The sequence below is a fragment of the Bacteroides sp. GM023 genome, assembly GCF_014750685.1.
Lineage (GTDB): Bacteria > Bacteroidota > Bacteroidia > Bacteroidales > Bacteroidaceae > Bacteroides.
The window spans coordinates 21268-45468 of record NZ_JAAXGE010000016.1 but is presented as its reverse complement, the minus strand read 5'-3'; the positions used below and the strand labels follow the sequence as shown (position 1 = coordinate 45468).

Genomic DNA, 24201 nt, shown 5'->3' with positions numbered 1-24201 from the left:
CTATGATGGACATGAAACGAATATACTACCTTCAACTAATGCTCCTTTCGGTATTTCTGCTACCCCTAAGCAGTTGTTTCGACAGTGACATCAACCGCAGCATGTACGAAGCGGACGCCGGAGAGATGCAGCGTGAAAATCATATTGTCGGCGCTACGTTAAGAGGAATGCAAGGTTTGGTTATCCCCACGCGCGAACACCTTTACCAATTTATGGACGCCATGGCAGGAGGAGCCTACGGCGGTTACCTGGAAGGTATCGTAGACACCTGGGTAATGAAATTCTCAACCTTCAACCCCGAACAGGGCTGGCTCAAATCACCCTTTGCCGACCCCATCACCGAGATGTATCCGCAATACCGTGATATGCTCAACAAAACGGAAGACCCCGTAGCATTGGCTTTCGGGAAAATACTCCGTGTATGCATCATGCACCGTGTGACCGATATGTACGGCCCTATCCCTTACTCCAAAATGATGAGTGGCGATAATACGGGAGAAGACCTGGCCGTACCCTACGACTCACAGGAACAAGTGTACACCCAAATGCTGAAAGAGCTCGAAGAAGCCGACCGGGTACTGGAAGAAAACAAAGACCTTTCATCCGAAGCCTTCCGCAAACTGGAAGACCTATATTACGGCAATATCTCCAAATGGCGCAAATTCGTACATTCCATGCAACTACGTATCGCCATGCGGATGAGCTACGTGCAACCGACCGAAGCGAAACGTGTCGCCGAAGCCGCTGTTGCAGCCGGAGTCATCGAGTCGAATGAAGACAACGCACTGCTGCACGTAGCAGAGAACCGTTCCGAACTTTTGTTCAACAACTGGAGTGACTACCGCATCAGTGCCGACCTTGTCTCCGTAATGAAAGGATATGACGACCCCCGCCTGGATAAAATGCTGGTCAAAGGTATGCAGACAGTAGACCAGAACGGTGAAAAAGTAGACGTATATGATTACTATGGAGTACGTATCGGCATCTTCACCAAAAAGAAAGATGACATGATAAACCTCTTTTCCAAGCAAGTAATCAGCAGTACCGACCCTTATCTTTGGATGAATGCTGCCGAAGTGGCTTTCCTTCGTGCCGAAGGCGCGTTGCGTGGCTGGACAATGGGAGGAGACGCACAAGCTTTGTATGAGAAAGCCATCGCTCTGTCATTTGATGAACGCAAAGCATCGGGAGCCGACGCCTACGCGAAGGATTCAAAAAAAGTGCCTGCCGACTACGTAGACCCGATGGGTGAATATAGCCATCCCGCCATAAGTACGATTACTATCGCCTGGGAACCGGGAGCAGAGAACTTCGAGAAGAACCTGGAACGAATCATCACCCAAAAGTGGATTGCCATCTTCCCGCTGGGTATCGAAGCCTGGGCAGAACATCGCCGCACGGGTTATCCCAAATTGCTGCCTGCCGTGGAAAATAAAGACCCCAACAATAGTGTCAACGTGAATATCGGTCCCCGCCGCCTGCCTTATCCGGCCGACGAGTACAACACGAATCCGGTCTATATCGGACAGGCCGTACAAATGCTGAATGGCCCCGATGTTGCCGGAACCAAGCTTTGGTGGGATGTAAAGAACCATACCAACTAATGAAGAACTTTATAGACTATCTTAAATCAATGAGATTATGAAATATCAATCCATATTCAATTTATGTCTGCTGACTGTTTTTCTGTTAGTCGTCTCCGCTGGTTGCAGCGACTGGACGGACATGGAAATTCATGACAGCGAGGTGAAAGAGGCAAAAGAACAGAACCCGGCGCAGTATGCCGCCTATACGCAAAATCTCCGCGCTTATAAAGCAACGAAGCACGCATTGGTCTATGCCCGGTTCGATAATGCTCCCGAAACGTATGTCAGTGAGAAAAATTACCTGCGTTCCCTGCCGGATAGTGTAGACATAGTGACGATGTGCAATGCAAGCCGCCTTTCCGACTACGACCGGGAAGATATGAAACTGGTACGTACAGACTATGGTACCCGAATACTATACGAAGTAAATGCCGATGCAGGTGAAGAGGCTATGGCAGCTGCCGTAATAGCAGTTAAAAATGGAGAATTTGACGGAATAACATTGACAGCACAGACCTCTGTCAATGAATCTTCTATCGCATTTCTCCATAATGCTTTGGGACAGGTGGACTGCCTGATGATATTCAATGGAAAAGTAGGATTCGTTCCCGCGACATTCCGTAGCTTGTTCGACTATTACGTGACCGAAATCCCTGCGGAAGCCGATGAATTTGATGTAGAAACAGCTTTGATGTATGCCCAAAGTTTTGGAATCAGTGACCGCTTGTTGCTGGCAGTCGAGCCACAGTATACGATAACCGATAAGACGCAGAAAACTTTCGATGCAATGGGATGGATAGCCGCTTATCTGCATAATTATGTCGCTTCGCCCGGTGGAATCGCTGTACACAATATTTCTGCTGATTACTACAATACAGAGATTATTTATAAACAGACCCGTGGGGTGATACAGATACTCAACCCCGCTTCGGGCAACTAAAAACTTGGAGTGCTATGAAAAGAATATATAACTTATGGATGGTAATTGCGGCTTTAGCATTGGCAAGCTGTGATAACACCGATTATAGTAATCGTTCTCCGTTCGATAACTCCGCTTATCTTAGTGTGGCAGAAGTGAAAAATGTGGAAGGTTTTACTTTCAATCGCTTGGTGACTAAACAGGATAAGAAATTCAACGTGAAATTATCCTATCCGTCGGGAAGTGATGTTGCAGTGAATATAAAGGTAGACCCGTCATTGACATCCGCTTACAATATGAAGAATGACACTGATTATCTGCCATTGGATGCCCGACATTATGAATTTTCCACTACTTCAGTGGTGATTCCTGCGGGAAAGACCACCTCCGAAGAGGTCGTTATCCATTTTTCCAAACTGGATGAACTGGAGATTGACGCAACCTATGTCTGTCCGCTTGCTATTGAAGCTGATAAGGTGGGAGTGATGAACGGCTCGCATGTCATGTATTATTTGGTGAAAAGGTCGAGTGCCATTACCACAGCGGCAAATCTACAGAAAGTTTACGTGGCCGTACCGGGATTTGACAAGGGGAGTCCTACGGCCGATGTAGTGAATAATCTGACAGCGTTAACGATGGAAGCTATCATACGTATCAACCAGTTTGATGCAGAAACCAACATTACCACTATTATGGGCATTGAACAATATCTCTGTGTACGTTTGGGAGATGTAGGTTACCCACGTCAGCAGTTGCAAGTCCAGACACCTGTCGGAAAATTCCCCGGCAACAGTGACAACAATCTGCAACTTCAGGTCGGAGAATGGTATCACATCGCACTGACATGGGACATTGAAACACAGGTTATCGCTTTCTATGTGAACGGAAAACTGCAAAGGCGTGAAAGCGGTCATGGAAGTAGTGAACTTACAGCCATTAACCTGGGAGATAAATTGGCAGATGATGAAGTAGGCAATGGAGGTGATTTCAATTTCTATTTCGGGCGTTCATACGGTCAGTCTAACGATATATCTCGTCAGTTGAACGGAGAAATTTGTGAGGGGCGTATATGGAGCGTAGCTCGTACCGAACAACAGATTTTCGAGAATATGTATAATATCCTTGAACCTGCTGCGGAACCGAACCTGCGTGCTTACTGGAAATTTGACGAAGGAACCGGAATGACCATCACAGACCAGACTGGCAACCGGAATGATGCAAAGGTTATTCCATACTGGACAGACGCTACGTATACACAGCCACGTGATAAAACGGATGCAGAACTGTGGCCTGCCGGTATTGAAGTTCCTATATTGAATAAATAAGCGGGTGATTAATTAACTTAAAACGAATGATAATATGAGACAAATATTAAAATATACCGGACTTTGTTTCTTGCTCTTGCTGGCAGTAACTGCTTGCGAGGAAGATGCTGCCGTGCTGAATCCCGATGTCTCGCACGATAAATCGACAGAATTAAATATAGGTGAACTGCCGAAAAGATTGTGCAGCGATTTGGAAAAGAACAATCAGCAAGTGTTTCTTGTTGTGACCGACCAGGAAGATGCAGTAGTGACCGACCAAGTATCCATAGTACTGAAGGAAGCTGCTACCGAAACTCAGAATCTGACTGTAACCGTAGATGAAGAATTTGATGTGGAAGCTTTTCAGTTGGAGTATACAAACTCGAACTATCTATTGTTGCCGGCTTACGCTTACGAGATAGCAAACGGAGGAAAAATAACCTTGGCAGCCGGAGCTACACAGTCAGGCAAAGCAGCATTGACCCTTAAAGGATGGCTTTTACCAAAAGCTGAGAATGATATGGGCTCTCAAAAAGATACGCAATATCTGCTTCCTCTCATTTTAAAAGATGAGAGTGGATACCAAAGCCTGCTTTATCGTATCAACTGGACAAATGGTAAAATGCGTTTGACAGCTCCCGATAAAGGGCATACCTGTATTGGCTATGTCGATACGGAGAAAATGAGTCCTTTGGTATCTTCCGTATATTGGTTTCAGGATAGTTATATGACTCCGGGTTATGAGTCCTCACAATTATTTGATGTCGTTAATTTATTGCGGGCCACTGTGAGTACAGGTGGTGAATTGAAACTGAATTCTGATATTTCTTATGTACTGAAACATGCGGATAAATATATCCGTCCGTTACAGTTGATGGGAATAAAAGTGTGCCTTACCATAAAGAGCAGTCCGGCAGTTGGCTTTTGCCATTTAGCTGAGGGAGACATTGAAAACTTTGTAATGCTGGCAAAGACAGTGGTGGAACTTTATAAACTGGATGGTATTGACCTTTGGGATGATGGAGATGAATATGGCGTAGAAGGTGTGAAGAATATGACTGTTTATCCCAAACTCATAAAAGCGCTACGTGAAGCACTGCCTAAAGAGAAAATGCTGACAGTAGCCGATAAGGGGGATGCTACTTCTTATTTTTCAGATAAAGAGAAGTGTGGCGGCATCGAAGTGGGTAAATATATTGATTATGCATACAATGGCTATCTGAATAAATACTCACTTCCACACTGGACAGCTTTTCAGATACCTGGAGCTGAATGGATGGTAAGCGGGCGGAAACCTTTTGCCGGATTAGAGAAAGAAAGGTTTGTATGCTTCTCATTCGATTTTACAGAAAGTATGTCTGAAATTTGGGGAGATGATATGGACTTTCTCTATTTTATACTGGACATGGATGGAACGGGTGAAGATCCGAATGGGGTAATTGCTTTCCAAGAGAGCTCCAAAGCTTATATTGCTTATGATATACCGGATAATGTGCGGGGAAGAGAAATGCTAACAACAGCTCCCATGAATGAGATGCAATTTTTCTATGACCCGTTTTATGAAAGTCAGGTTATGCTGGCTCCACACCAGGCCGGAGTAGTTGGCAATGACCCGAATAATACTTATTTCAGGAAAGACTGGTAAGATTCATTACCTTGGCAGACTGGCTGTCGGTTCTTTGAAGTCAGATGTACCATAGGAGTCGGAATACGTGACTTTTGTTCTACTGCTATGGTACTTCTGCCATTCTGCCAAACTGCTTTTTATAAGTAGGAGGGAGGACAGGTAGAATATCAAATTCTATTTAAGGTACTATATATATTAGCGCAATTTTTGTTTAAGGTACTAATTTATTTGTAACTTTGTCCTCATCGAAAGAAAAACAGATATTATGGCAAGAATAACCATTCCTTATGCAGTAGCTGACTTCGCAGATCTTCGCGAACGTGGCTTTTATTATGTTGATAAGACAGATTATATTCCGGGACTTGAAGATTATAATGCTCCTGTCTTTCTTCGTCCCCGTCGTTTTGGGAAAAGCCTGTTAATATCTATGTTGGCTCATTATTACGACCGTACAAAAGCAAGCCGTTTTGAAGAACTTTTCGGTGGTACATGGATTGGTGAACATCCAACGCAAGAACATAACCGATATCTGGTTATCCGCTATGACTTCTCCGCAATGGTGATGGCGAATGATATGAAAGGGTTATCGCAAAACTTCGATGACTTGAATTGTGGTCCTGTAGAGTTAATGGTGGAGCATAATCGAGATTTGTTTGGTGACTTTCAATTTATAGCTCGGGGAAGCGCAGCTAAAATGCTTGAAGAAGCTCTTCTTTATGCCCGTTCTCACGGACTTCCTAAAGCCTACATTTTGATTGATGAATACGATAACTTCACCAACCAACTGCTTACCTCCTATAACGATCCGCTTTATGAAAAAGTGACCACCAGCGATAGTTTCCTTCGTACCTTTTTCAAAGTAATAAAGAAAGGTATAGGTGAAGGCAGTATTCGTACCTGCTTCTGTACGGGCGTATTACCTGTCACCATGGACGATCTGACCAGCGGATACAACATAGCGGAAATTCTTACATTAGAACCGGCTTTCTTGAATATGCTTGGCTTCACCTACGAAGAAGCGAAAATATATCTGAGCTATGTTCTCGATAAATATACTCCTGATGAGGGACAGGAACGTTTTGAAGAAATCTGGCAGCTTATAGTGAGCAACTATGACGGCTACCGTTTCAGTCCCACCGGTCAACATCTTTTCAATTCGACCATTCTGACTTATTTCCTCAAGAAATTTGCGGCTAATGCCGGGAGTATTCCGTCTGAACTGATTGATGAGAATCTGCGTACGGACATCAACTGGATTCGTCGACTGACTCTTACACTAAACAATGCCAAAGAAATGCTGGACGCTTTGGTTATAGACGACGAACTGTCCTACAACGTAACAGACTTGTCCAGTAAGTTCAACAAGAAAAAGTTTTTTGAAAAGGAATTCTACCCGGTCAGTCTGTTCTATTTAGGAATGACAACCTTAAAGAATGCTTATCGTATGGTTCTACCTAATATGACTATGCGGAGCATTTACATGGACTACTACAACCAATTGAACAATATTGAAGGCAACGCCAGCCGATATGTTCCGGTTTACGAACTTTATGATGCCAATCGTAGTCTCGAACCTCTGGTACAGAACTATTTTGAACAATATCTGGGGCAATTCCCCGCTCAAGTATTCGATAAAATCAACGAGAATTTCATCCGCTGTTCTTTCTACGAACTTGTATCCCGCTATTTAAGCCATTGCTATACCTTTGCCATCGAACAGAATAACTCCGCAGGGCGTTCGGATTTTGAGATGACAGGTATTCCCGGCACGGATTATTACACGGACGATCGCGTTGTGGAATTCAAATACTATCATGCCAAAGAAGCCGACCGGATACTATCACTTACCGAACCGCTTGCTGAACACGTAGAGCAGGTGAAAGGGTATGCTGAAGATACGAAAAGGAAATTTCCCAATTACAATGTCCGTTCGTATGTGGTATATATCTGTGCCAATAAAGGATGGAAGTGCTGGGAGGTATAATGGACTTTTTTCCCTCTTCATGCGGTCAATGAGAAATAATCGTGTAACTTTGTAAGCTGTTAGTATAAAAACAAGAAGAGTAAAAATGATAGTTTGCATAGCCGAAAAGCCATCTGTAGCACGCGATATAGCCGAAGTACTCGGCGCTCATACAAGAAAAGAAGGATATATAGAAGGGAACGGATACCAGGTGACCTGGACATTCGGGCATCTCTGTACCCTGAAAGAGCCGCATGAATACACGCCCAACTGGAAGTCATGGAGTCTGAGCAGTCTGCCGATGATTCCACCCCGTTTCGGTATCAAGCTGATTGAAAACCCTACCTACGAAAAGCAATTCCATACAATCGAATGGCTGATGCAGAATGCAGACGAGATTATCAACTGCGGTGATGCCGGCCAGGAAGGAGAATTGATTCAGCGTTGGGTAATGCAGAAAGCAGGCGCACGCTGTCCGGTGAAACGTCTATGGATTTCTTCATTGACCGAAGAAGCCATCCGCGAAGGATTTGCCAAACTGAAAGACCAATCGGACTTTCAGTCATTATACGAAGCAGGACTCTCCCGTGCCATGGGCGACTGGTTGCTGGGTATGAATGCCACCCGTCTTTATACGATTAAATACGGTCAGAATAAGCAAGTACTCTCCATCGGACGTGTGCAAACGCCTACCTTGGCATTGATTGTCAACCGCCAACTGGAAATAGCCAACTTCCAGCCCAAGCAATACTGGGAGCTGAAAACCAACTATCGTGATACCACATTCTCCGCCCTTATCCGCAAAAGTGATGAAGAAATCGCCGCGGAAGAAGAAAAGAACGGTGGAAAAAAGAAAATAGATAATCCGGGCATCGACCCCATTGCCAATCGGGAAGAGGGCGAAGCACTGGTAGAACGTATCAAAGACCTGCCGCTTATAGTCACCAGCGTCGGGAAGAAAGACGGAAAGGAATACGCTCCGCGTTTGTTCGACTTGACTTCCCTTCAGGTAGAATGTAATAAGAAATTCGCCTACTCTGCCGATGAGACACTGAAACTTATCCAGTCTCTTTATGAAAAGAAAGTAACCACTTATCCGCGTGTCGATACTACTTTCCTGAGCGATGATATTTATCCGAAATGTCCCGGCATATTGAAAGGACTCCGTGACTACGAAGTACTGACTGCCCCTTTGAACGGCTCTACACTGCCTAAATCGAAGAAAGTATTCGATAACTCGAAAGTGACGGACCACCATGCCATCATCCCTACCGGAGTATACGCTCAAAACCTGACCGATATGGAACGTCGTGTCTACGACCTGATAGCGCGTCGTTTTATAGCCGTATTCTACCCTGACTGTAAGATTTCTACCACCACCGTGATGGGTGAAGTAGACAAAATAGAATTTAAAGTAACCGGTAAGCAAATCTTAGAACCGGGCTGGCGTGTCGTATTCGCCAAAGACGTGAAGGACTCCACCGAAGAGAAAGAGGACGAGGACGAAAATGTTCTTCCTGCCTTTGTGAAAGGGGAGAGCGGTCCTCACATCCCTGACTTGAACGAGAAATGGACGCAACCGCCAAGACCTTTCACGGAAGCAACCCTGCTTCGTGCGATGGAAACCGCCGGAAAACTGGTGGATAATGACGAACTCCGCGATGCCTTGAAAGAGAACGGTATCGGCCGACCGTCTACCCGTGCCGCTATCATCGAAACTCTGTTCAAACGGAATTATATCCGTAAGGAAAGAAAGAACCTGATTGCCACGCCGACAGGAGTGGAACTGGTGCAAATTATCCACGAAGAACTTTTGAAATCTGCCGAACTGACAGGTATTTGGGAAAAGAAGCTCCGCGAAATAGAAAAGAAAACCTACGATGCCCGTCAGTTCCTGGAAGAGCTGAAGCAAATGGTTTCGGAAGTAGTAATGAGTGTATTGTCGGATAATACAAACCGCCGTATCACTATTCAGGACGCAGTAGCCGCCCAAGCCGAAGAAAAAGCGAAGAAAGAAACGAAGAAGCGCGAACGGAAACCGAGTGCCCCAAAAGAAAAGAAGCCAAGTGCCCCGAAAGATAGTAAACCGAAGGCTACACCTACTGCAATCCCTTCAGTAGCGGATAACGCGGATGCACTTGTCGGACAACCCTGCCCGCTTTGTGGCAAAGGAACCATCATCAAAGGCAAGACAGCTTACGGATGTTCGGAATGGAGAAACGGATGTGCTTACCGGAAGAATTTTGAATAAAATTCCTTTGTTCCTTTCTCGGCTATTCTTATCCATGTGTTTAAATATCAATCTCTTATAGTTTCCTGTAATTTCCATTGCAGGAAACGCCCGTTTCTCGCCGTAGAAACTCCAGTTTCCCTACGAGGACACTGCAGTTTCCTGCCTTGGATACTGGCGTTTCCCTATGGGGAAACTGTGCTATCATCAGGGCTTCCTGAAATTAAGTCTTTATCTCGAACGTATTGGCAGAAATGAACGGGGTGGAGCAATCGTAGGACCGCCGCTGTAATCCCCACCACCGTGTTTGTCAAAGAAGACATTGCGTAGAACTTCGTACAGGACTCCGCCTACATCAAAACCCAGTTTGAAATTATTGTTGAAGCGATAGGTGGGAATTACAACAGGAACTGTCTCCCAGCGTCCTCTCATAGCATCGTAATAACGTTGTACCCCCATCTCCATATTGAAGCGATCGGACATATCAATGGACATGGTAGCTCCATAACTGTGAGTACTCATTCCGTAAGAATTGCCCATGTCATAGGAACCGAATACCTTGAAAGCAACGCGGTCCGAAGCATGATAGAGCAAAGCACCCGAAGTGCTGAACGTATGTCCGGTGGAATGCATCATATTTATTTTCATAGCGTTAGCCTGAAGCTGTAATTCAAACCTGTCATTGAAAATGTGCTGATAACCCAGCGAAGCATTATTGAAAAGTCCGATGCCCGGCACACTCGTTTGCTTGCCTGAACCGAATACTGCTCCGTGAGGAAATTGCATTAATATACCGCTTGTGCTGTAATCACCTTTGAAGAGTGGAGAAGGATTAACTTGATAAGGCAGATAGATTTCTCCTTTATGTGAAAAATCGGGTGGAAAGTAAAATAACTGTTTGGACAAATTCGGAGAAGGAATATCCTTGAACTTTGAAGGCGGGAACAAATCAGGCGTGGCATACTGAAACAAATCAGGTGTAGCATGTTGAAACAATATACCTTCCGGTTGTTTTAGCAAATCATTACGAACAATGCGGGGACTGTCAATCCCTTCCTGTGCAGAGAGCAACTGCGGAATGGAAGACAGCAGAAGGAGCAAACCCAGGAAAATTGGAAACCGTGAAATGCTAATCTTTTGTTTCATACGCATTTGTCCTCTCCTTATAGTTTAGTAAATTCTTCTACCCACAAAAATAACGAAAGGAGAGTGGAATAACAAATAGTAAACAGCATTTCCTTTCAACGACAAGTTTTTTTAACTTGATGAACCTTGGAATAACCAAAGAAGTCCTCGGATAAATCCTTTATTTTCATTAAATTCGTCTTTCTTTCAGGCAATATTCACCAGGCAGTTGTTATTTATAGATAAGAGTATCAATTATTTAAACCGAAAAGAAAAATGAAGAAAAATCTAGCGGGAGTTGTATTATTGTTGGCTGCTGTCTCTTTAGGGAGCATGCAGCAGGTAGAAGCGTGTACACGTGCAGTGTATATCGGACCGGACCAAATGGTGGTAACCGGTCGTACGATGGACTGGAAGGAAGACCTCCACTCGAATCTCTATGTATTTCCACGTGGCATTCAGCGCACGGGACACAATAAGGAGAAAACGCTGAACTGGACATCCAAGTATGGAAGTGTCATTGCAGCAGGTTATGATATAGGAACTTGTGATGGAATGAATGAGAAAGGACTGGTAGCAAGTCTGCTGTTCCTGCCTGAAACAATTTATTCACTGCCGGGAGATACCCGTCCTGCGATGGGAATAAGTATTTGGACTCAGTATGTGCTTGATAATTTTGCAACAGTGCGTGAAGCTGTGGACGAACTGAAAAAGGAAACCTTCCGTATCGACGCTCCCCGTCTGCCGAATGGTTCGGAATCGACTCTTCACCTTGCTATTACCGATGAAACGGGAAATACTGCCATATTGGAATATTTAGATGGAAAACTAAGCATCCATGAAGGGAAAGAATATCAAGTAATGACAAACTCTCCCCGCTATGAATACCAGTTGGCTATCAACGACTACTGGAAAGAAGTAGGCGGCCTGCAAATGCTTCCGGGCACAAACCGTTCCACCGACCGCTTTGTACGTGCTTCTTTCTATATTCATGCCATTCCCCAAACCTCGGATGCAAAAATCGCCATCCCAAGTGTATTGAGTGTAATGCGTAATGTCTCCGTTCCGTTCGGAATCTCTACTCCCGATAAACCTCATATTTCTTCTACCCGTTGGCGTACCGTCTCCGACCAAAAGAATAAGGTCTATTATTTTGAATCGACTTTAACTCCGAATTTGTTTTGGCTGGATTTGAAGAAGATTGATTTCAGCCCGAAAGCAAGTATCAAGAAATTGTCTTTGGCGAATGGTGAGATTTATGCAGGTGACGCTGTGAAGGATTTGAAAGACAGCAAGTCGTTTACTTTCCTTTTTCAGACTCCGGTGATGTGATTTATCTAGGGTGGTTGAGCATCGCACACTGAAAAAGACTCGATGCATACCATATTTAAACAATTAATTATATAGAAAAGGCAAGCACTGGCTTGCCTTTTCTATATAATTAATTATCTGCACTTAATAACAATTACTGCAAGAATATAATTGACATCTGTTGACGATATGGATAATGAATATAAAATGAATTTTGTAGAAATAGATTCTCGTTCGATTTATACCACTAAGTTCCAATAGAACTTAGCGCTTGAAATGTAGCAAACATACTTTCCTTCTTCTTTTCCAGCCAGTCGCACAGACTTACAGTTTTCCGATAAAACTCAATAAATCGGCAGCAAATATACTAATAAATTCAAAATTACCTACATATAAACTAATTTATTTAGAATAAAACTGCATGAAACAAAATTATATTCTTTTCTATACCTACCGAAAACAGGTAGAAAATAGGTACGTATATACGCTTATTCTTCCGGAAAAATAGACTTTTCACACTAGCTAATTCATCTGTTGACGATAATTCTTCCTCATTTAAGTTCTATTGGAACTAAACCTATAATTTTTCTTTTTTTGAAACATTAAATCAGCACAGTTCAGCACACAAGAGAACAAGAGTTTTTAATTAATCAATTTAATGCCTATGAGAAAGAAATGAATTATTATTACTCCTAAAGTATCAAAAGTATCAGTAGATACTTTTTACTTGCTTTTTACACCTTTTTTACCTTTAATAAAACTATTATCAATTATGAAAAAATGCCTTGAGTTAACATCGTGCTTGTTAGCGTGCTTATGCATTACCGGGTGTGTAGAAGATGTTGATAACGGACGTTCCGTCGGAATGTTTTCAGCATCACAAAACGGGTTTACCACCCTTGAAGTTTATGATTTGGGTTCTCTCAACAAGATAGAGTTGTCTGTTGCCAAAGCCGGGCTGCAAGATGCCGGCGGAACAGTGACTTTCTCGGTAGAGCAATCTTTGTTGGATTCTTTGAATAATGCTGATGGAACTGATTATCAGTTATTACCTTCCGAATGTTACACTATTGAAAACGCAACCTATGCGGTTACTTCCGGTGGCGACAGATATGTAAAAGGAAGCAACCTGGTTTATGACCCTCACAAGATTTACAATCTTTCCGGCTTCGACAAATTAAAATATGTACTTCCTCTACGGGTATCGTCCACAGGAACCCCCATGAATCCTGAACGTACGGAAGTTATTTACGGATTTGTAGTGAAAGAAGCTATTGTCAGACTCACCTCTTCAGGAGGAGATTTTGTTGTAGAAGGCGAAACCACCACTTCTCCTATGAAACTTAACACACAAGTGAGTTTTGACAATGAATGGGAGTTAACTACCTCATTTGCTGTTGAAGGAACCGATTATGTAGACAGTTATAATTCAAAAAATTCGACCTACTTTATATTATTACCCTCTGATTACTATACGCTTCCTGATGCGACTATTGCTAAAGGAAAAACTACAGGAAGCTCTACTATCAACCTGCAAGGTGCGACAGTTCCCCCCGGAAATTATCTTCTTCCGGTTTCACTAGGCGGACTGAGCGGACAGGGTGATGCCAGTATTAATTTGGATAATCAGACGGTGGCTACATTTTGTATAATCAAACAGGGTGAACTTATAAACCGGGAACATTGGACAGTTACCGCCAACACAGAAGAAGAGACAGGTGAGACATCCAATGACTACCCTCATAACGGTCAGGCCATATCCTTGATTGACGGAGATATAAACACTTTCTGGCATAGTCATTGGTCGCAACCGACAGGAGAAGCGGCTCCCCCGTACGAAATCAAACTCGATATGGGAAAAGAAAACAGTATCAGTCAGTTAGGAGTTGTTGCAAGACAAAATGCACTCACTTCCATGAACCTGGAAATCTATGCAGGAGATGACGGTGAAACATGGAATCTGATTGGAAAATATTTCTTCGACGGCAGCATAAAGACAGAACAAATGGTTCCTGTAAAGGCTTGTGACGCACGTTGGATTCGTATTTATATCCCGACTTTGGGTAGTGGGGCATCCGTAGGGCACATGGCAGAATTGTATGTTTACGGTACGGATAAGTAGCCTTAATTATTTTCTAATTCTTACTTAAAAGACACATTTATGAATAGGATATTAAAAATAACATGTCTCGTCCTGTTTGCCATCTTTGCAGGAGTGAACATGATGTATGCACAAGAGCAAAGCCCGACAGGACTTGTAGTCGATGAGAACGGTCAGCCGATGATTGGAGTACAGATAAAGATAGAAGGCGCGACCGTTGGCGCAATCACTGATGTGGACGGAAATTTTACGATAAAAACGAAGAAGGGTGACGTACTCCTTTTCTCTTACGTAGGCTATGAACCCCAAAAACTGGTTTATAAAGGCGAAAAGGTACTGGCTATCAAGATGCTACCCAGTACGGAGATGCTGGAAGACGTCGTTGTTATCGGTTATGGCAAACAAAAGAAGAATAGTGTAGTCAGTTCTATCACAGCCATTGGCCCCAAAGAACTATCGGTTTCTTCCAGCCGTAATATGACGAATAATCTGGCAGGTCAGATTCCGGGACTTATTGCTGTGCAGCGTTCCGGTGAACCGGGATATGACAATGCCGACTTTTGGATTCGCGGACAAAGTTCTTTCAAGGGTGGTACTAACCCGCTTGTATTGGTAGATGGTGTCCCCCGTCAGATGCAGGACATAGAAGCTGATGAAATCGAATCTTTCACATTGCTGAAAGATGCTGCCGCTACAGCCGTATATGGTGCCGAAGGTGCAAACGGAGTTATCCTGATTACTTCTAAACGGGGTAATTCACAGAAACCGAAAATATCTTTCCGTGCCGAAGGAACCATTTTGGAACCGACTCGCCTGCCGAAGTTTATGAATTCCGTAGAGACACTGGAACTTTACAACGAAGCATTGAACAATGAAGGAACCGCCAGCATACGTACGGCAGAGGAAATCGCAAAATACGGTCCCGGTGCCGACCGTGATTTATATCCGGACACGGACTGGCTGGGTGTCATGTTGAGAAACCATACGTACAATATGCGATATACCCTTAATGTGAGAGGTGGAACGGAACGTGCCCGCTACTTTGTTTCCGGCGCTTTCTATCAGGAAAATGGTATTTTCAAGGAATTCAGCAATGACTATGACAATAATATCGGTCTGAAACGTTATAACCTGCGTAGTAATATCGACTTTGATGCCACCAAAACCACAACGGTGAAGGTCGATATCAGTGGACAATATCTGCAAACAAACTATCCGGGTACGGGAACCAGTACTATTTTTAATACGATGTGCCGCACTCCGTCTTATATTATGCCTGCCGTATATTCTGACGGTACCATAGCCGGGCATCCCCGTCCTTCGGGCAATCGCGTCAATCCGTATAACCAGCTCGTGAACTCAGGATACTCAAAAGAATGGAGAACTTCTATCCAGTCCAAAGTTGAAGTAAACCAAAAATTGGATTTCCTGACAAAAGGGCTGACCTGGAAGGGACTGATTAGTTTCGACGCCGATATGTCTTATGTGGCAAAGCGTACGAAAAATCCGACTCAATACTTGGCGACAGGACGTGATGAAAATGGTATGTTGCATTATAAGACTGTATCAGAGGGCAGTGATGTTTTGTCTGAAACTTTGTCGAATACCTCGAACAAAAAGATTTATTTTGAGACTGCCTTTAATTATAACCGGACTTTTGCCGAAAAGCATGATGTAGGTGCTATGTTCCTGTATATGCAGAAAGATACCCAGTATCATAACAATGCCTTGCCTTATAGGAAACAGGGCTTGGTTGGCCGTGTGACGTATGGATATGACGGACGCTATTTCATAGAAGGAAACTTTGGTTATACAGGTTCCGAAACTTTTGCCAAAGGTTTCCGTTTCGGATTTTTTCCCGCAATGGGGTTGGCATGGTATATCAGTAACGAACCTTATTACCCGGAAACGATAAAAAAGGTTCTAAATAAACTGAAGTTGAGATTTTCTGTTGGACGTACCGGTAACGATGATACGGGTGGTGACCGTTTCCTGTATCGTGGAACGATGAATCAGGGCGCTGGTGGCTATGACATCGGATTCAGTAATAGTAATGCAACAGGTGGAGTGGGTAATGGAATTACTCAGGCGCAATTTGAATCTCCTTTCCTTTCCTGGGAAATCGAAGATAAGCGCAATTATGGTATTGACTTGGGATTGTTCGATAATTGTATCGATATACAGGTTGACTATTTCAATAACCAGCGTAAGGACATTCTTCTGCAACGTAATACTGTATCTAACGTGACAGGTTTCCAAAAAATGCCCTGGCAGAATTTCGGTATTGTGAAGAATCATGGTATAGACGCCAGTTTGAGTTTGAATCACAAAATAGGTGAAGTGAATTTGAGTGCCCGTGGTAATTTTACTTTTGCACGTAATGAGATTATAGAATATGACCAAGTGCCGCAGGTTTATCCGTGGCTCGAAAAGAAAGGTACCCGTCTTAACTCGTGGAAATTGTATATTGCAGATGGACTGTATACGCCCGATGATTTCATCATCACAGGAGAAGGACTGGAACGCAGTTATGCATTGAAACCGGGAGTTGTGTCAGGTTTGTCAAGCGGGGTACGTCCGGGGGATATAAAATATAAGGATTTGAATGGCGATGGAAAGATTGACAGTAATGACCAAATGGAAGATGTAGGCAATCCTTCTGTTCCTGAAATTGTATACGGATTTGGTCTTAATGTCGAATGGAGAGGATTCTATGCCGGTATATTCTTTCAAGGAGCGGGAAACACTTCAACGGTGTTGGGCAATGGTTCTAACGGAACATTCTTTCCATTCCAATGGGGAATTGAAGAGTCTGCTGTGCGTGCCGAAGTTGCCAATCGCTGGACGGAGAACAATCCCAGTCAGAATGTAATGTTTCCACGTGCTCATTCTACTGCATTCACCAATAATGAAGCTGCCAGTACATGGTGGTTGCGTGATGCTAGTTTTCTGCGTCTGAAGAATATAGAACTCGGCTATAATTTCAAGGAGAAATTACTGAAAAAGATTGGGGTACAGTCTTTGCGAATTTACTTGCAAGGGAATAACCTCTGTGTGTGGGACAATATCAAAATGTGGGACCCCGAACTTGGAAACGCTAATGGCGGGTTCTCATATCCTCTTAGCCGGACTTTCACTTTTGGTCTTGACTTTACTTTCTAATCATCTATAACACATCGATTTATATGAAAACATTGAAAAAATTATCAATCCTGTTATTTATAGGACTAAGCACGATATTCTTTTCGGGTTGTAGCGACTATTTGGACGTATCGGATGACTTGGCTGCGGAACTGACGATGGACGAGGTATTCAATAATACGGGTTATACACGCCGTTTCCACCGTTATATCTATTCAGGGATTCCTGATGTATCGAATATTATTATAACTAGCGCATATGCAGCCTTAACGGGGCTTGATAATCCGTGGCCTGCCGTTTCGGACGAGCTGAAAAGTGCGCAGAATAATGTGAAAACTATTCCTACGGTAGGTTATCATGCCGGTTCGGCAGATTTGTCGCGGTGGAGCCTTTATAAGCAAATCCGTCAGGCTAATGAATTTCTTGAATATGCTCACACGATTCCGCAACAGGGTGATGTGACGGACTTTATAGATGATGAAGAGTTGGCGAGGTTGAAGAACGAAGCCCGTTTCCTGCGTGCTTATTATCATTACCTGCTTTTTGAATTGTATGGGCCTGTTCCTGTTATGACAGAAATTTCAGACCCTTCAGCTGCGGATTTGGATTTTTATCGTAATTCGGTGGATGAGGTAGTGAGTTTCATTGACGGAGAATTGAATGCGTGCTATGACTTATTGCCCGAAAAAGAACTGAATGATGATGGAAGTGCCAATGAAAACCGTGCTGCTGCTCCTACAAAGGGTGCTGCATTGGCTATATTGGCTAAACTTCATGTATATGCTGCAAGTCCGTTGCTGAATGGCGGTTATGCAGAAGCAGTCGCTTTAAGGGATAAGCAGGATAAACAATTGTTCCCTGGCAAAGATGATGGAAAATGGCAGACGGCTTTGAATGCTTTACAGCGTTTCATTGATTATGCAAAGACGCACTATTACTTGTATAAAGTGATGAATGATGAGAACGAAGTCAATGCAGGAGAATCTTTGTATCAACTCTTTCAGGTGAGTTTGAACAATCCGGAAGCAATTTGGCAGACCAGTAAGAACTCCTGGGGAGGTGTTGGCGGAGAAGGAAGAGAGCGCAGATGTACTCCGCGTGCTATTTATAGTGGCTTTGGTTGTGTTGGCGTATTGCAAGAAGCTATTGATGATTTTCTTATGAGTGATGGTAAGAGTATTCATGAGTCCGGTCTTTATATTGATGAAAAGGGTATCGGTGATGACGGTGTTCCTAATATGTATAAAAATCGTGAACCACGCTTCTATCAGGCAATCACTTATTCCGGCAAAGTATGGCAAAAGACGACTAAACAGATTTATTTCTATAAAGGTACAGGGGATGACAACTCTAAAGCAGACATGAGTTATTCGGGTTATCTGCTATATAAAGGTATGAATCGCGACCTTTTAAATCAAGGTAGTAACTCGAAGTCGAAATACAGGGCTGGTATGTTGTTCCGCCTGGCAGATTTTTATTTGTTGTATGCAGAAGCCTTGAATCATGTGAATCCTGCTGATGAGCGTATTATTGCGCATATCGACAGTGTCCGTTACCGGGCAGGTATACCTTTGTTGAAAGATATCAAACCTGGAATAAAAGGTAATCAGGCATTGCAGGAAGAAGCGATTCGTATGGAACGCCGCATTGAGTTGTTTGCTGAAGGACAACGTTATTTCGATGTACGTCGATGGATGTGTGCCGACGAGGAAGGGTATAAGCAAGGCGGACCAGTACATGGTATGAATATGAATGCCGATAATTTGGAAGGCTTTATGGAACGTACTGCTTTTGAGACTCGTATCTTCGAGAGACGTATGTACTTGTATCCAATCCCACTTAATGAAATTCAGAAATCAAACAAACTGGTGCAGAATCCGGGTTGGTAGTTAGTTACTTTTATAACACAAATGCAATAGAGTGATAATAAGCTTTTCGTTAGATTGGCAGTAACAAAGAAGGGGAATCAAATCAGATTCTCCTTCTTTTCTTTTGGTTCGATTTTAGTTCTGAATTAGTTGTGGTTGGATTTGAAGAAGAGTGATTTAAGAAATAAAGAGTAGGCTTGTATTACTTGTTATATTAATTTCGTACATTTGTAAATGTACCGGCAAAAGGTGTACTATAAACTGTTTCGTGAATATCAGGAATAGAAGACATTCAGAGAGATACAAGTGGATACAGAATCCGCTTTCTAGTTGTAGAAATTAAAAAAACAATCGAATCATGATAGAAATAAAAGAATATATCCAATCGGATAGAGATGAAATAATAGCTCTTGTTCTGCATTGCCAAAACGATGGTACACGTCCGCTTGTGGGTGTTGATGACCAGCCGGAGTTACTTTGCATCAAAGAAAAGTACATTGACGGCGGGGGAAACTTTTGGGTGGCAAAGGAAAATGGAAAAGTAGCAGGAAGCATTGGTTTGATGAATGTAGGAGATGGTTTGGGTATTTTAAAGAAGTTTTTCGTGTATGAGGCTTACAGAGGTAATCCCCATTATCTCGGAAGCCAGCTATATGCTCAACTTTTGGACTTTGCTCGAAAGTATGGTTTCAAGCAAATCATTCTCGATACGCCTAAAAATACAGACAGGGCGCATAAGTTTTATGAAAAGGCGGGCTTCAGAAAAATAGAAAAAGAAGAATTGCCTATCGCTTATGATTATCCGTATGATGACTCGGATTTCTTTTGCCTGGAACTTAGCTGAAAATTAACCAATAGATTGTGGAGGAAAAATGAATAGTAATTATAAAGTTGGAGATTTGATATATGATGCGAATATTTATGATGGAATGAATACCCACATAGATGATTTGCAATTCTACAAGCGGTGGCTGCCAGGAAATAAGGCTGCCGATATACTTGAGCTTTGTTGTGGCACAGGTCGGCTTACTATTCCAATAGCACAGGATGGATATAATATCAGTGGAGTAGACTATACTTCTTCCATGCTTGAGCAGGCGAGATTAAAAGCTACCGAAGCAGGATTGGAAATAGAGTTTATAGAAGCTGATATTCGGACATTGGATTTGCAGAAGAAATATGACCTTGTTTTTATTCCTTTTAATTCAATCCATCATATCTATCAAAATGAAGATTTGTTTAAGGCATTGGATGTTGTTAAAAGTCATCTCAAAGACGGAGGATTATTTCTGCTGGATTGTTTTAATCCGAATATTCAATATATAGTAGAACATGAAAAGAAACAAGTAGAAGTTGCTGAATACACAACCAAAGATGGAAGGGAAATCTTGATAAAACAACTCATGCGATATGAAAGAAAAACTCAGATTAATTGCATAGAATGGCATTATTTCATTAATGGTGAGTTTGATTCGATTCAAAATTTGGATATGCGGTTATTTTTCCCTCAAGAACTGGACGCATACTTGGAATGGAATGGTTTTAAGATTATTCATAAGTTGGGGAGTTTTGACGAAGAAGCATTTTGTGATGATTCGGAGAAACAGATATTTGTTTGCCAAAAAGCCTGAATGTATGAAATAGCCAGGTTCCCACATTTAGGTTGGATTTTAAATAACACATAAAGGCGATAATAGAAAAACCCCCGGCAAGAAAAACTTTGCCGGGGGTTTTTATCCTTTTTACATATTTACTTAGAGCCTTGCATATTCCTTATGGAACTCAACCACCGCTTCTATTCCCTTACGGAAAATATCCAGTGAAAAGTTCTCATTTGGCGAATGAATAGCATCTGATTCAAGTCCGAATCCCATCAATACGGTTTTGATACCCAACACTTGTTCAAAAGTGGAAATGATAGGAATACTGCCACCGCGACGCACTGCCAACGGTTTCTTTCCGAAAGCTATTTCGAAACCTTTCTCCGCCGCCTGATAAGCAGGAAGAGAGATAGGGCATACATATCCCTGTCCGCCATGCATCGGAGTAACTTTCACCTGCACCGTGTCGGGAGCAATGCCAAGAATATAATCCGCAAACATTTGAGAAATCTTATGGTAGTCCTGATGCGGAACTAACCGGCAGGAAACTTTGGCATAAGCCTTTGAAGGAAGAACCGTCTTTGAGCCTTCTCCCGTATATCCGCCCCATATGCCGCACACATCAAAAGACGGACGGCAACTGTTACGTTCCAGTGTGCTATATCCTTTCTCTCCGAACACTTCTTTCACACCGATTGCTTCCTTATATTTCTTTTCGTCGAAAGGAATATGTGCAATCATTTCCCGTTCGGCTTGCGGAACTTCTTCCACGTCGTCATAGAAACCGGGAACAGTAATCCGTCCGTCGGCATCTGTCACTTTGCTGATAAGTTGGCAAAGCGTATTGATGGGGTTGGCTACCGCGCCGCCGAAGTGTCCTGAATGTAAGTCACGATTCGGGCCGGTCACTTCTATTTCCCAGTAAGCCAGTCCGCGCAGACCAGTGGTCAGCGAAGGAAGTTCAGCTCCCAGCATACTCGTGTCCGAGACAAGGATTACATCTGCTTTCAACAGTTCTTTGTGTTCTTCGCAGAAGGCTTCCAAACTCGGAGAACCGATTTCTTCTTCCCCCTCAAAGATAAACTTCACATTATTCTTTAATAACTCGTTTTTGAGAAGATATTCGAAAGCCTTCACCTGAATGAAAGATTGTCCTTTATCATCATCTGCGCCACGTGCCCAAATATGTCCGTCACGTATTTCCGGTTCGAATGGCTGGCTTTTCCAAAGATCCAATGGTTCGGCAGGCATTACGTCATAGTGGGCGTAGACTAAAACAGTCTTGGCATCCGGGTCTACAATTTTCTGTGCAAAGACAATCGGATTACCTTTGGAAGGCATTACCAATGCTTCATCCACTCCGGCTTCCAGTAATAGTTGTGCCCAACGCTCTGCGCATGCCAACATATCGTCATGGTGTTCGGGCAGTGCACTGATACTCGGAATACGGATAAGGCTGAACAAGTCCTCCATTATCTTTGGCTCGTTCGCTGCAATATATTTCTGAATTTCGTTCATATTGAATAATTTGCTGATATTAAAGCTGCGTGGTCTTATCCAGCAGATAATAATCAAGTATCGTCATGGCAGCCATCGCTTCTACGATAGGCACGGCACGCGGCAGTACACAAGCATCATGACGTCCGCGGGCTTTCAGCGTCGTGTCCACTCCGTCGATGTTGACTGTTTCCTGTTCCATCAATATAGTAGCAATCGGTTTGAAAACTACCCGGAAGTAAATATCCTGTCCGTTGCTCAGTCCGCCCTGGATACCACCGGAGTGGTTGGTATGCGTCTCGATTCGTCCGTTGTTGTTGAAGAAAACATCGTTCTGTTCCGAACCTTTCATCTTCAGTCCCTTGAATCCTTCGCCGTATTCGAATGCTTTGGCAGCGTTGATACTTAGCATGGCATTGCCCAAGGCAGCATGAAGTTTGCCGAAAACAGGTTGTCCCAGTCCGATGGGGCATCCCTTGATGACACAGGTCAACGTACCACCGATAGTATCGCCTTCACCTTTCATCTTATAGATAAGGTCGGCCATTTCCTTTGCCTTTTCAGGGTCCGGACAGCGTACGTCGTTGCTTTCTATCAAGTCGAGGTCATAATCAGAATAGCTGCCTTCCAGTTTGATAGCGCCTACCTGCGAGGTATAAGCGGTGATGCTGACTCCCAACTGGCGGAGTGCCAATTTCGCCAAAGCACCGGCTACAACGCGTGAAATCGTCTCGCGTGCCGAAGAACGTCCGCCACCGCGGTAGTCACGGATTCCATACTTCACGGTGTAAGTATAGTCAGCGTGTGAAGGACGATATACATTTCTCAAATTGTTGTAGTCACTAGAATGCTGATTTTCGTTCCATACGATAAATCCGATAGGGCATCCGGTGGATTTGCCTTCGAAAATACCGGAGAGAAACTCCACTTTATCAGCTTCTTTACGTGGTGTGGTAAGGATAGATTGTCCCGGACGGCGGCGATTCAGTTCTTGTTGTACAAATTCTTCGTCGATGGTTATTCCTGCGGGAAAACCGTCAATCACTCCCCCAACTCCTTTTCCATGAGACTCACCGAAACTTGTGAGCCGAAAGATATTGCCAAATGAATTAAACATAGTCGTGGCTTTTTTAAAATTACTGTATGCAAATATAACAAAGTTTTCGGTAAGATTGTTGTGAACTCAAAATATCTTCAAAAAAGGAAGCATATTGAACCTTTTTTCTTCAATTCGGTTTATAAATGGCGATTTTATATAATAACTTAACTGAAGACGTATGAAAAAGAATCTATTGTATTTATTGGCATTTGTATGTTCCGTCGCTCTCTTTTCTGCTTGTAGCAGCGATGACGACGACGATAGCAAGAAGAACAACGGTAACGAACCCGGTGAAGAAGCGGTAATAACAGCTCCCGATGTAGTAGGGACTTACTGGGGAAACCTGAACATTTCCATGATAGCGGATGGTTCCGACCAGGAGATTGTCATCGCTGACGGACTGCCTAAGTTTATCACATTCTCGCAAGTCAGCGATACGGAAATAAAAATAGAACTGAAGGATTTTGAACTGTTCCTGAACGGGCAGATATTGAAATTCGGGGATATTGTGATAGATAAATGTGCGGTGAAGAAGGAAGAAGGTGTTTCCAGTTTTACGGGACAGCAAGACCTTACCTTTCAGGGAGATGCCGCTGCTCTAGGAACTTGCAACGTTACCGTAGCAGGAACGGTGGAAGATATGGACGCGAATATGACTATCAACGTGAAAGTGCCTGCATTGCAACAGACAGTGAAAGTAACTTTCCTGGGTGTGAAACAGGTAGAGAACCCTGAGAAAAACTAATCTTGTAGAATTAAAAAGCGGGGCTGCCTGAAGAAGAAATATCGTTCAGGCAGCTCGGCTTTTTTTATTTAAAACATATATCTT

Annotated in this window: 16 protein-coding genes; 13 read left to right on the top strand and 3 right to left on the bottom strand. The window is 43.2% G+C overall.

Annotated features, from left to right (window positions below):
- Nucleotides 1-2 precede the first annotated feature (2 nt).
- The 6 genes from HC965_RS24395 to HC965_RS24370 all read left to right on the top strand — a co-directional run bounded on the left by HC965_RS24395 (nt 3) and on the right by HC965_RS24370 (nt 9650).
- Nucleotides 3-1604, top strand: a complete 1602-nt coding sequence (locus HC965_RS24395) for a SusD/RagB family nutrient-binding outer membrane lipoprotein (protein ID WP_191033934.1) — start codon at nt 3-5, stop codon at nt 1602-1604.
- 37 nt (nt 1605-1641) lie between these two features.
- Nucleotides 1642-2526, top strand: a complete 885-nt coding sequence (locus tag HC965_RS24390) for a glycoside hydrolase family 18 (protein WP_191033933.1) — start codon at nt 1642-1644, stop codon at nt 2524-2526.
- A 14-nt stretch (nt 2527-2540) separates the two neighbouring features.
- Complete coding sequence (locus HC965_RS24385; RefSeq protein WP_191033932.1) at nt 2541-3830, top strand: DUF1735 and LamG domain-containing protein; 1290 nt, start codon at nt 2541-2543, stop codon at nt 3828-3830.
- 34 nt (nt 3831-3864) lie between these two features.
- Nucleotides 3865-5454 (top strand): BT_3987 domain-containing protein, encoded by a 1590-nt coding sequence (locus HC965_RS24380; RefSeq protein WP_191033931.1) that lies wholly within the window; start codon nt 3865-3867, stop codon nt 5452-5454.
- A gap of 247 nt (nt 5455-5701) precedes the next feature.
- A complete protein-coding gene (locus tag HC965_RS24375; RefSeq protein ID WP_191033930.1) occupies nt 5702-7420 on the top strand; it encodes an ATP-binding protein in 1719 nt (572 codons plus the stop codon).
- 85 nt (nt 7421-7505) lie between these two features.
- Nucleotides 7506-9650, top strand: coding sequence for a DNA topoisomerase 3 (locus HC965_RS24370; protein WP_191033929.1), 2145 nt, complete (start codon nt 7506-7508; stop codon nt 9648-9650).
- 210 nt (nt 9651-9860) lie between these two features.
- On the opposite strand, the gene HC965_RS24365 is transcribed toward HC965_RS24370, so the two are convergent.
- Entirely contained in the window at nt 9861-10781 is a 921-nt protein-coding gene (locus HC965_RS24365) for a hypothetical protein (protein ID WP_191033928.1), read from the bottom strand.
- 249 nt (nt 10782-11030) lie between these two features.
- Here HC965_RS24365 and HC965_RS24360 point away from each other — a divergent pair, with 249 nt between their 5' ends.
- From HC965_RS24360 to HC965_RS24335, 6 genes are all read left to right on the top strand, one after another.
- Nucleotides 11031-12086, top strand: coding sequence for a linear amide C-N hydrolase (locus tag HC965_RS24360; protein ID WP_191033927.1), 1056 nt, complete (start codon nt 11031-11033; stop codon nt 12084-12086).
- 751 nt (nt 12087-12837) lie between these two features.
- Nucleotides 12838-14187, top strand: a complete 1350-nt coding sequence (locus HC965_RS24355) for a BT_3987 domain-containing protein (protein ID WP_191033926.1) — start codon at nt 12838-12840, stop codon at nt 14185-14187.
- A gap of 39 nt (nt 14188-14226) precedes the next feature.
- Nucleotides 14227-17328, top strand: coding sequence for a TonB-dependent receptor (locus HC965_RS24350; RefSeq protein ID WP_191033925.1), 3102 nt, complete (start codon nt 14227-14229; stop codon nt 17326-17328).
- 23 nt (nt 17329-17351) lie between these two features.
- Nucleotides 17352-19196 carry a RagB/SusD family nutrient uptake outer membrane protein gene (locus HC965_RS24345; RefSeq protein WP_191033924.1) on the top strand — a complete coding sequence of 615 codons (1845 nt, stop codon included), beginning with the start codon at nt 17352-17354 and terminating at the stop codon, nt 19194-19196.
- A gap of 337 nt (nt 19197-19533) precedes the next feature.
- Nucleotides 19534-20019: a GNAT family N-acetyltransferase gene (locus HC965_RS24340; RefSeq protein WP_191033923.1), complete on the top strand. Its 486-nt coding sequence runs from the start codon at nt 19534-19536 to the stop codon at nt 20017-20019.
- A gap of 28 nt (nt 20020-20047) precedes the next feature.
- Nucleotides 20048-20806: a class I SAM-dependent methyltransferase gene (locus HC965_RS24335; RefSeq protein WP_191033922.1), complete on the top strand. Its 759-nt coding sequence runs from the start codon at nt 20048-20050 to the stop codon at nt 20804-20806.
- Between the two features lie 123 nt (nt 20807-20929).
- On the opposite strand, the gene HC965_RS24330 is transcribed toward HC965_RS24335, so the two are convergent.
- Together HC965_RS24330 and aroC are read right to left on the bottom strand one after the other, a co-directional pair.
- Nucleotides 20930-22294, bottom strand: coding sequence for a dipeptidase (locus tag HC965_RS24330; RefSeq protein ID WP_191033921.1), 1365 nt, complete (start codon nt 22292-22294; stop codon nt 20930-20932).
- A 19-nt stretch (nt 22295-22313) separates the two neighbouring features.
- Entirely contained in the window at nt 22314-23390 is a 1077-nt protein-coding gene (aroC, locus tag HC965_RS24325; RefSeq protein ID WP_191033920.1) for a chorismate synthase, read from the bottom strand.
- Nucleotides 23391-23550: 160 nt separating this feature from the next.
- Here aroC and HC965_RS24320 point away from each other — a divergent pair, with 160 nt between their 5' ends.
- Nucleotides 23551-24117: a calycin-like domain-containing protein gene (locus HC965_RS24320; RefSeq protein WP_191033919.1), complete on the top strand. Its 567-nt coding sequence runs from the start codon at nt 23551-23553 to the stop codon at nt 24115-24117.
- Nucleotides 24118-24201: the final 84 nt, after the last annotated feature.